General features: G+C 72.9%; 10 protein-coding genes. 8 read left to right on the top strand and 2 right to left on the bottom strand.

What is annotated here, in order from left to right; genetic code table 11:
• Both ACFV0Q_RS33665 and ACFV0Q_RS33660 read right to left on the bottom strand, forming a co-directional pair.
• The coding region (locus ACFV0Q_RS33665; protein ID WP_385010621.1) for a DUF6597 domain-containing transcriptional factor at positions 1 to 477 on the bottom strand (477 nt) is incomplete at its 3' end.
• Between the two features lie 18 nt (positions 478 to 495).
• The gene (locus tag ACFV0Q_RS33660) at positions 496 to 1614 is read right to left on the bottom strand and encodes a YihY/virulence factor BrkB family protein (protein WP_385010619.1); all 1119 of its coding nucleotides are present in this window, start codon (positions 1612 to 1614) and stop codon (positions 496 to 498) included.
• Between the two features lie 17 nt (positions 1615 to 1631).
• Here ACFV0Q_RS33660 and ACFV0Q_RS33655 point away from each other — a divergent pair, with 17 nt between their 5' ends.
• The 8 genes from ACFV0Q_RS33655 to ACFV0Q_RS33620 all read left to right on the top strand — a co-directional run.
• The gene (locus tag ACFV0Q_RS33655; protein WP_385010617.1) at positions 1632 to 3290 is read left to right on the top strand and encodes an acyl-CoA dehydrogenase family protein; all 1659 of its coding nucleotides are present in this window, start codon (positions 1632 to 1634) and stop codon (positions 3288 to 3290) included.
• Positions 3291 to 3674: 384 nt separating this feature from the next.
• The gene (locus ACFV0Q_RS33650; protein WP_385010625.1) at positions 3675 to 4937 is read left to right on the top strand and encodes a GAF domain-containing protein; all 1263 of its coding nucleotides are present in this window, start codon (positions 3675 to 3677) and stop codon (positions 4935 to 4937) included.
• A 13-nt stretch (positions 4938 to 4950) separates the two neighbouring features.
• Positions 4951 to 5514 carry a GNAT family N-acetyltransferase gene (locus ACFV0Q_RS33645; RefSeq protein WP_385010615.1) on the top strand — a complete coding sequence of 188 codons (564 nt, stop codon included), beginning with the start codon at positions 4951 to 4953 and terminating at the stop codon, positions 5512 to 5514.
• 217 nt (positions 5515 to 5731) lie between these two features.
• Positions 5732 to 5815 (top strand): putative leader peptide, encoded by an 84-nt coding sequence (locus tag ACFV0Q_RS33640; protein WP_312847410.1) that lies wholly within the window; start codon positions 5732 to 5734, stop codon positions 5813 to 5815.
• A gap of 219 nt (positions 5816 to 6034) precedes the next feature.
• The gene (locus ACFV0Q_RS33635; RefSeq protein ID WP_385010613.1) at positions 6035 to 7741 is read left to right on the top strand and encodes a nitrite/sulfite reductase; all 1707 of its coding nucleotides are present in this window, start codon (positions 6035 to 6037) and stop codon (positions 7739 to 7741) included.
• Complete coding sequence (locus tag ACFV0Q_RS33630) at positions 7738 to 7917, top strand: hypothetical protein (protein ID WP_385010611.1); 180 nt, start codon at positions 7738 to 7740, stop codon at positions 7915 to 7917. Before ACFV0Q_RS33635 ends, ACFV0Q_RS33630 begins: the two co-directional genes overlap by 4 nt.
• On the top strand, positions 7914 to 8621 hold the full coding sequence (locus ACFV0Q_RS33625; protein WP_385010609.1) for a phosphoadenylyl-sulfate reductase: 708 nt from the start codon (positions 7914 to 7916) through the stop codon (positions 8619 to 8621). Before ACFV0Q_RS33630 ends, ACFV0Q_RS33625 begins: the two co-directional genes overlap by 4 nt.
• A 35-nt stretch (positions 8622 to 8656) precedes the next feature.
• Positions 8657 to 8808, top strand: a 152-nt coding sequence (locus ACFV0Q_RS33620) for an adenylyl-sulfate kinase (RefSeq protein WP_385010623.1), incomplete at its 3' end; no start/stop codon positions are given.

Below are 8808 nucleotides of genomic sequence, written 5' to 3'. Positions count from 1 at the left end.
CAGCTGGCGTTCGCCGAGGCCGACGGCGGCGGCGATGACGGCCACCGGCTGGCCCGCGCGGAGCCGGGCCGTCACCTCGGCGGGGAGCGGGTCGGGCGGGCCCGCGGCGCGGGCGCGGGCCCCGGCCAGCGCTTCGAGGCCCGCGCACGGGTCCTCGTAGGCGGCGATCCGCTCGGTGAGCCGGCGCACCTCGGGGCCGGGCCACAGGTCGGCCAGCCCGACCCGCCGGTCGCGCAGTTCCGACGCCGGTACGCCGAGCAGCGCGGGCGCGGTGCCGGGGGCGAGCCGCAGCCCGGCGAAGGCCCGGCCGGGCACCTCCCCGGCGGGGTGCGGCCCGGTGTCGGGCCCGGCCACCAGGAGCCGGCCGCCGGCCCACATGAGGTCCATGCACCCGTCGGGCAGCACGACCCCGTGGGACCCGTACGCCCGCCAGACCACGGCCCCGGCCACGACGGCCGACGGCGCTTCCTCGTACACGGGACCAGGCTACGCGGCTCAGTGCTTGCGCAGCCGGGACGTGTAGTCCTCCGGCGGCAGGAAGTTCGACCAGCGCTCCGGGAACTCGGAGGGCATCCCGGCGTCCTCGTCGTCCTCGGACTCCCCCTCGGCCAGGGCCCGCCAGGCGGCGGCCCGGGCCACCAGCTGGGCGGCCTCGGCCTCCCGGACGCGTTCGTTCGCCTCGCGCGCGGCCGCCGTGGCCACCGACGGCCAGACCCGGTCGATGGCGGCGTTGACGGCGGCGCCGACGAGCACGGCGAAGGCCGAGATGCCGATCCACAGCAGGATCGCGACGGGCGCGGCGAGGGAGCCGTAGATCGTCGGCCCCTCCACGGTGTTGGTGAGGTAGATCCGCAGCAGGAACGAGCCCAGCACCCACATCGCGAGGGCGACCAGCGCGCCCGGCACGTCCTCGATCCACGGCGAGCGGACGGGGACGGACACGTGGTAGAGCGTGGTCAGGAAGGCGATCGAGAGCAGGGTGACCGTGGGCCAGTACAGGACCGCGATCACCTCGGTGCTCCAGGGCACCAGCCGGACCACCGCGTCGGGGCCGACGACCATCAGCGGCAGCACGATCGCGCCGATCAGCAGGGCGATCACGTAGAGGAGGAAGGCGAGCAGCCGGGTCTTGACGATGCCCCGCTGTCCGTCGAGCCCGTACATGACGGTGATGGTGTCGATGAAGACGTTGACGGCACGCGATCCGGACCACAGGGCGAAGGCGAAACCGAGGGAGATCAGGTCGGGCCGGCCGCGGCTGGTGACGTCGTCGAGCATGGGTTTCGCGATGTCGTTGACGCCCCGGTCGGACAGGACGGTGCCGACCGCGCGCAGGATGTTCTCCTCGATGCTCTGCACGGACTGGGTGTCCGTCCAGCCGTCCACGTACCCGAGGAGGCCCAGCAGGCCGAGGAACAGCGGGGGCAGGGAGAGCAGCGTGAAGAAGGCCGCCTCGGCCGCCAGCCCGAGGATCCGGTACTCGATGCACGAGTTGACGGTGTCTTTGAGCAGCAGCCAGGCCATCTTCCGCTTCGAGACGTTGCGATAGAGGGCGCGGGCCCGGTGGAGCCGTCCTGGGATCCGCTCGGGGGGTGTTTCTTTTGCTGGCTGCACGTCCTTACGGTATCCGCATGGCAGCCACCACCCACACAGTCAGCAACCAGGCCCCGCCGCTCGTCGGCCACGACGTCTACCTCGGCGACCGGGCCCTCACCGAGGGCGTCGAGCGGCACCTCGCCGACGCGGCGCCCGAACTCCGGGACGAGGTAAGGGAGGAGCTCACTTCGCTGGGGCGGGCCGCGGGGTCCGCCCAGGCCCAGGAGTGGGGCCGGCAGGCGAACGAGAATCCGCCGGTCCTGCGCACGCACGACCGGTACGGGAACCGGATCGACGAGGTGGAGTTCCACCCCGCGTGGCACCGGCTGCTCGGGCACGCGGTGACCTCCGGGCTCACCGACGCCTGGGGGCGGCCGGCGGGGCACCTGCGGCGCGCGGCGGGCTTCTTCCTGTGGTCGCAGGCCGAGGCGGGGCACGGCTGCCCCGTCTCGATGACGCACGCCGCCGTCCCGGCGCTGCGGGCCGATCCGGAACTGGCCGCGGAGTGGGAGCCCCGGCTGACCTCGCACGTCTACGAGGAGGGGCTGCGGCCCGCCGGCCAGAAGGGCGGGGTGCTCTTCGGGATGGGGATGACGGAGAAGCAGGGCGGCAGCGACGTCCGCGCGAACACCACGTCGGCGGCGCCGCTGGGCGCCGACGGGGAGTACCAGCTGACGGGCCACAAGTGGTTCTGCTCGGCGCCGATGTCGGACGGGTTCCTGGTGCTGGCGCAGGCTCCCGGGGGGCTGACCTGCTTCCTGGTGCCGCGGGTGCTGCCGGACGGGACGCGGAACGCGTTCGCGATCCAGCGGCTGAAGGACAAGCTGGGCAACAAGTCGAACGCGTCGAGCGAGGTCGAGTTCGACGGGACGACGTGGGCCCGGCGGGTGGGCGAGGAGAGCCGGGGGGTGCGGACCATCATCGAGATGGTCGCCGCGACCCGGATGGACTGCGTGATCGGCTCGGCCTCGCTGATGCGGCAGGCGCTGACGCAGGCCGTCCACCACGCGGAGCACCGCTCCGCTTTCGGAGCACCGCTCGTCGACCAGCCGTTGATGCGCAACGTCCTCGCCGACCTCGCCCTGGAGTCCGAGGCGGCCACCGTCCTCACCCTGCGCCTCGCGGCGGCCCAGGACGCAGCCGACGGCGCCGGGTCGGAGCAGGAGCGGGCCTTCCTGCGCCTCGCGGTGCCGGCCGCCAAGTACTGGGTGACCAAGCGCTGTACGCCGATGGTCGCCGAGGCCCTGGAGTGTCTGGGCGGCAACGGCTACGTCGAGGAGTCCGGACTGCCCCGCCTGTTGCGCGAGTCCCCGCTCAACTCGATCTGGGAGGGGTCGGGCAACGTCCAGGCCCTGGACGTGCTGCGCGCCCTCCAGCGGGAGCCCCAGGCCCTGAACGCCTTCCTCCAGGAGGTCGGGCTGGCCCGGGGCGCCGACCACCGGCTGGACGCGGCGATCAAGGACCTGCTGACCGAGCTGGCCGACCTCGACGGGATCCAGGCGCGGGCCCGCCGGATCGTGGAGCGCATGGCCCTGGTGCTCCAGGGCTCGCTGCTCGTGCGGTGGGCGCCGCCGGAGGTGGCCGACGCGTTCTGCGCCTCACGGCTGGGCGGGGACTGGGGCGCGGCCTTCGGGACGCTGCCGCACACCCTGGACCTGGGTTCGGTGGTGGCACGGGCACGGATCACGGGCTGAGAGCGGTCCCCCAGGGCCGCCGTGGTCCCCAAACCACTGCGGCCCGAACCGCTCAGCGCCGGGACCCGAGCCCGTGAGGTGGGACCGCGGGGTGGCGCCGCGCCGACTCGGCACCACTCCGCGATCCGAGAAGCCCCGAGGAAGGAGCTGTCACGCCGCTCGGCGGCGTGCCGATAGTTTCGGTCGGGTGACCGGGGGTTGGCGAGAGTTGCATACCGTTGCAACCCTGCGACCCTTCGGTTCGGATGGTGCCCGCCGCACGTGCCCGGGGAAGGTGCACGGACGGGAGCGCGGGCGGCCTCCGCAGTACGTCCTGTTCAGCACGGGGAGGTTCCGGTGGCCAACACGGCAGACAGCGCGGTCGACGTGGCGCGCATCTCGGCCATGGACGCGCGGGAGGCGGCGCGTCTGCTCAAGGGGGTGCGGGCGGCGGCCCTGGCCGGGGACCGCCCCCCGGCCGCCCCGCGCCCGGAGATCGCCGAGTCCTGGCGGCGGATGCTGGCCGGCGGGGTGCACCCCGACCGGGACGCCCGCTCGCGGCTGCTGTCCGCGGCGGAGACCGAGGAACGGCGGCAGGTCTCCCCGCTGCGGGAGGTCCTGCCCGTACTGCGCGAGGGGCTGCTGCCCGCGCTCGACGAGGCCCTGCACATCATGGTCGTCGCCGACGCCGACGGGCGGCTGCTGTGGCGGGAGGGGCACAGCACGATCCTGCGGAAGGCGGACCGGCTGGGCTTCGCGGTGGGGGCCGACTGGGACGAGGCGGTGGTCGGCACCAACGGGGTGGGCACCGCGCTGGTGACGCGGCGGCCGGTGCAGGTGTTCTCGGCCGAGCACTTCGTCTCCAGCCACCACGACTGGACCTGCGCCGGGGCGCCCGTACGCGACCCCCGCGACGGGCAGCTGCTGGGCGTGGTCGACGTCAGCGGGCCGCTCGCCACGATGCACCCGGCGACCCTGGCCTGGGTCAGCTCCGTGGCCCGGCTCGCCGAGCACGAGCTGCGGGTGCGGCACCTGGAGTCCCTGGAGCGGCTGCGGTCGGTCGCGGCCCCGCTGCTGGCCCGGCTGCCCGGGCGGGCCGTGGCCGTGGACCCGCACGGCTGGACGGCGGCCGTCACGGGGCTGGCCCCCGCCGACCGGATCCCGCTGCCGAAGGGGCTCGGCCCCGGGCGGCTGTGGATCGCGCAGCTCGGCGACTGCGTGGCGGAGCCGCTGCCCGGCGGCTGGCTGCTGCGGCTCGTGGACGCCTCCGCCACCGCGCCCTCGGTGAGCCGGGTCGTACTGGACCTGAGCCGGCCCCGGTCCTGGTCGGCGACGGTGTACGGGGCCGCGGGCAGCTGGTCCCAGGAGCTCAGCCCGCGCCACGCGGAGCTGCTGTTCCTGCTGGCGGAGACCCCGCGCGGGCGCAGTGCCGCCGAGCTCGCCGCGGAACTCTTCGGGGACCCGACCCGTACCGTGACGGTCCGCGCCGAGCTGTCCCGGGTCCGCCGGCACCTGGCCGGGGTGCTGACCCACCGGCCGTACCGGTTCGCGGAGGACGTGGAGGTGGAGCTGATCCGCCCCGAGGACCCGGCGCGGCTGCTGCCCCACTCGACCGCGCCGGCGGTGGTCCGGGCCCGCCTGGGCCGCGGCGGCGATGGGTGGATGTGATTCCCTGAAACGCATGAGCACCATCACTCTCACCACCTGGTCCCTCGAAATGACCTCGCCGGAGGACCTCGTCCCGGCGGCCGTGCCCGGCCCCGAGATCCGCGTCGAGCGCGCGGAGGTCCCCTCGCCGGAGTTCAGCCGGTTCCTGTACGCCTCGGTGGGCGGGGACATCCACTGGACGGACCGGCTGTCGCTGACCCGCGCGCAGTGGGTGGAGCAGCTGGAGCGTCCGGGCGTGGAGACCTGGGTGGCGTACGACCGGGGCACTCCGGCCGGGTACATAGAACTGGACCCGCAGCCGGACGGCGTGGTGGAGATCATGTACTTCGGGCTGCTGCCCGACTTCCGGGGCCGCCGGATCGGCGGGCACCTGCTGACGGTGGGCACGGAGCGCGCCTGGGACCTCGCGGCCCGCTGGCCCGACCGCGAGCCGACCGTCCGCGTCTGGGTCCACACGTGCAGCCAGGACGGGCCGACGGCGATGGACAACTACCAGCGGCGCGGCTTCAAGGTCTTCGAGACCGAGACGGAGGACAAGCAGGACACCCCCACCCCGGGTCCCTGGCCCGGCGCGTAACCCCCGCCGGGCGGCCCCGCCGCCGCCCGGCCCTCCCCCGCGGCCGGAATCCGCCCCTCCCCCCGCCCTCCGCACGGGCCGCGGGACACCCCCTCCCACCTGCGCGAAAGCCCCGGCCGGGGTGACCCCCGTCACGCGGTCCCACGATTCGGGACGACTTCGTCCGCATCGTGGACAGTAGTGGACTCCTCCAATCGGCACATGACACGCTTCCGCCATGAATGGAGCTGGAATTGCCTTGGTGAGTCGGCGGCACGTCGACCTCGGCCGCATGTCCAGCGCCATCTGTCCGGCGCGCTGACGGAACCAGCCACCGCCGCACATCGCCGCCGTCCCCGCTGCCGCGGACGCGTCGATCCCCCGCAAGTCCCCTGAAGGCCGAACACCGCCCTCATCCGCCGGCAAACCCGGACGAAGGGTGGCAATGGGCCACACCTGCTCAGAGTCGCCAGCATGACAGGGGTCACGCCGCCGCTCCCCCTGCCCTTGCCTTGAGCCGTTGAAGAAGGACGTACCCGTCATGGCCGCCACCCCCGAAACGCCCGCAGCCGCACCCGCAGCCGCCGCGCGCCGCAAGACCGGCCGTCACCGCGGCGAGGGCCAGTGGGCCGTCGGACACCACACCCCCCTCAACGGCAACGAGCAGTTCAAAAAGGACGACGACGGTCTCAATGTGCGGACACGCATCGAGAACATCTACTCCAAGGCGGGCTTCGACTCGATCGACCCCAACGACCTGCGCGGCCGTATGCGCTGGTGGGGCCTCTACACCCAGCGCAAGCCCGGGATCGACGGCGGCAAGACCGCGATCCTGGAGCCGGAGGAGCTGGACGACAAGTACTTCATGCTGCGCGTCCGCATCGACGGCGGCCGGCTGACCACCGAGCAGCTCCGCGTCATCGGCGAGATCTCCCAGGAGTTCGCGCGCGGCACCGCCGACCTCACGGACCGGCAGAACGTGCAGTACCACTGGATCCGCATCGAGGACGTCCCCGAGATCTGGCGCCGGCTGGAGGCCGTCGGCCTCTCCACCACCGAGGCCTGCGGTGACACGCCCCGCGTCATCCTCGGCTCGCCCGTCGCCGGCATCGCCCAGGACGAGATCATCGACGGCACGCCCGCCATCGACGAGATCTACCGCCGCATCGTCGGCAACCCCGACTTCTCGAACCTGCCCCGCAAGTTCAAGTCCGCGATCTCCGGCTCGCCGCTGCTCGACGTGGCGCACGAGATCAACGACATCGCCTTCGTCGGCGTGAACCACCCGGAGCACGGCCCCGGCTTCGACGTCTGGGTCGGCGGCGGCCTCTCCACCAACCCCAAGCTCGGCGTGCGCCTCGGCACCTGGGTCTCGCTCGACGAGGTCCCGGACGTCTACGAGGGCGTCATCTCGATCTTCCGCGACTACGGCTACCGGCGCCTGCGCACCCGCGCCCGCCTGAAGTTCCTCGTCGCCGACTGGGGCCCGGCCAAGTTCCGCCAGGTCCTGGAGGACGAGTACCTGAAGCGCAAGCTGACCGACGGCCCCGCGCCCGAGCAGCCCAGCGGCCAGTGGCGCGACCACGTCGGCGTGCACCAGCAGCAGGACGGCAAGTTCTACGTCGGCTTCGCGCCCCGCGTCGGCCGCGTGGACGGCGCCACCCTCACCAAGATCGCCGACGTCGCCGACCGGCACGGCTCCGGCCGCCTGCGCACCACCGCCGAGCAGAAGATGGTCGTCCTCGACATCGAGGCCGACCAGGTCGACTCGGTCGTCGCGGCCCTGGAGGCGCTGGACCTGCGGGTCAAGCCGTCCCCGTTCCGCCGCGGCACGATGGCCTGCACCGGCATCGAGTTCTGCAAGCTGGCCATCGTCGAGACCAAGGCGCGCGGCGCCTCGCTGATCGACGAGCTGGAGCGCCGCCTGCCGGACTTCGCCGAGCCGCTCACCATCAACATCAACGGCTGCCCGAACGCCTGCGCCCGTATCCAGGTGGCGGACATCGGTCTCAAGGGGCAGCTGGTCCTGGACGACGACGGCAACCAGGTGGAGGGCTACCAGGTCCACCTGGGCGGCGCCCTCGGCCTGGAGGCCGGCTTCGGCCGCAAGGTCCGCGGCCTCAAGGTCACCTCGACCGGTCTGCCCGACTACGTCGAGCGGGTCGTCACGCGCTTCCAGGAGCAGCGTGAGGACGGCGAGCGCTTCGCCGCCTGGGTCGGCCGCGCGAAGGACGAGGACCTGTCATGAGCGAGCGCGCCGCACCGTTCTACTGCCCGTACTGCGGCGACGAGGACCTGTTCCCCAACGAGACGGGTCACGGCGCCTGGGAATGCAGGGCCTGCAACCGGGCCTTCCAGCTGAAGTACCTCGGGCTGCTGGCCCGGGGTGTTCAGTCCAATGACGCTGGAGGGGAAGAGATATGACCACGGTTCAGGACGCGGATCTCAAAAACCTGCAGGCGCTGGCCGAGCAGGCGGGCCGGGACCTGGAGGACTCCACCCCGCTGGAGATCCTCACCTGGGCGGCCGAGACCTTCGGCAAGAAGTTCGCCGTGACCTCCTCGATGGAGGACGCGGTGGTCGCCCACCTCGCCTCCCGGGTCTTCCCGGGGGTGGACGTGGTGTTCCTCGACACGGGCTACCACTTCGAGGAGACCATCGGGACCCGTGACGCGGTGGACGCGGTGATGGACGTCAACGTCATCACCCTCACCCCGCGCCAGTCGGTGGCCGAGCAGGACGCCGAGTACGGCCCGAAGCTGCACGACCGCGACCCGGACCTGTGCTGCGCGCTGCGCAAGGTCAAGCCCCTCGAAGAGGGCCTGACCGCGTACGACGCCTGGGCCACGGGCCTGCGCCGTGACGAGTCCCCGACCCGGGCGAACACCCCGGTGGTCGGCTGGGACGAGAAGCGGCGGAAGGTCAAGGTCTCGCCGATCGCCCGCTGGACCCAGGACGACGTGGACGCGTACGTCCTGGAGCACGGCGTGCTCACCAACCCGCTACTGATGGACGGTTACGCCTCCGTCGGCTGCGCCCCGTGCACCCGCCGGGTGGTGGAGGGCGAGGACGCGCGCGCCGGCCGCTGGGCGGGGCGCGGCAAGACCGAGTGCGGACTGCACGGCTGATGACCACCAGCGAAGAACTTACGGAGACAGAGCAGATGAGCGTGAGCGACCAGGGCGCCACCGTGTGGCTGACCGGGCTGCCGAGCGCGGGCAAGACCACGATCGCCTACGCGCTGGCCGAGCGGCTGCGCGCCGAGGGCCACCGCGTGGAGGTCCTCGACGGCGACGAGATCCGCGAGTTCCTCTC

The organism is Streptomyces sp. NPDC059564 (assembly GCF_042735575.1).
Lineage (GTDB): Bacteria > Actinomycetota > Actinomycetes > Streptomycetales > Streptomycetaceae > Streptomyces.
Note: the sequence above shows the minus strand (reverse complement) of the source record. Positions and strands in the feature narration are given on the sequence as shown.

Excerpts from the sequence above, each read along its gene's own strand:
- ACFV0Q_RS33655 (WP_385010617.1), top strand. The coding sequence starts at position 1,632 with ATGGCAGCCACCACCCACACAGTCAGCAACCAGGCCCCGCCGCTCGTC.
- ACFV0Q_RS33645 (WP_385010615.1), top strand. The coding sequence starts at position 4,951 with ATGAGCACCATCACTCTCACCACCTGGTCCCTCGAAATGACCTCGCCG.
- ACFV0Q_RS33630 (WP_385010611.1), top strand. The coding sequence starts at position 7,738 with ATGAGCGAGCGCGCCGCACCGTTCTACTGCCCGTACTGCGGCGACGAG.
- ACFV0Q_RS33650 (WP_385010625.1), top strand. The coding sequence starts at position 3,675 with ATGGACGCGCGGGAGGCGGCGCGTCTGCTCAAGGGGGTGCGGGCGGCG.
- ACFV0Q_RS33635 (WP_385010613.1), top strand. The coding sequence starts at position 6,035 with ATGGCCGCCACCCCCGAAACGCCCGCAGCCGCACCCGCAGCCGCCGCG.
- ACFV0Q_RS33640 (WP_312847410.1), top strand. The coding sequence starts at position 5,732 with ATGAATGGAGCTGGAATTGCCTTGGTGAGTCGGCGGCACGTCGACCTC.
- ACFV0Q_RS33625 (WP_385010609.1), top strand. The coding sequence starts at position 7,914 with ATGACCACGGTTCAGGACGCGGATCTCAAAAACCTGCAGGCGCTGGCC.